This window comes from Sphingobium sp. 22B, assembly GCF_001580035.1.
Taxonomy (GTDB): domain Bacteria; phylum Pseudomonadota; class Alphaproteobacteria; order Sphingomonadales; family Sphingomonadaceae; genus Sphingobium; species Sphingobium fuliginis.
In genome coordinates, this window is the sequence record NZ_LTAB01000085.1 from 1 (window position 1) to 559 (window position 559).

1 protein-coding gene is annotated in these 559 nt (G+C 43.5%); it reads left to right on the forward strand.

What is annotated here, in order from left to right; translation table 11 throughout:
• Positions 1-559 (forward strand): IS4 family transposase (locus A0J57_RS25775; protein WP_153023181.1); only part of this gene is annotated, 559 nt, incomplete at both ends.

A 559-nucleotide genomic window follows, 5' to 3' on the forward strand; every position in this document is an offset into this window, starting at 1 on the left:
ATGCTACAGAGCTTGGATGGTTCAAGAAGAGAACAGAAGCTCAAAATAATGAGCATCCTGATTGGGATAAAACAGCCCGGCACAGCGAAAAATATCTGGCCAGTCTTCTGCTTCCAATGTTTAAGAAGGGGATGATCATACTTGCGGACAGAGGCTTCTTCAGTTTTGAGCTGTGGTGCAATGCAGCTGCAACCGATGCGGAATTGTGTTGGCGTATCAAGGATGATGTCGGTGTTAATATCTTAAAGATGCTTCCAGACAAATCATATCTTGTTACTCTCAAACGGGAAAAGAAGCAGATTGAAGCCCGATTGATCGAATACACAATCGCTGGATCGGATGAAGTATTTAGGCTCTTAACTACGATAACTGATCATCGCGAAGCAGACGCCAAAAGCCTTGCCTGGCTTTACCACGAGCGTTGGGAAATCGAATCAACTTACAAGGAACTGAAAAAACATCTCAATCTTTCTCGCATTACAATGCGAAGCAAGACTCCGGAATTAGTACAACAAGAATTCCTGGCTCTAGTTTTAGTACATTTTGCAGTGAGGGGACT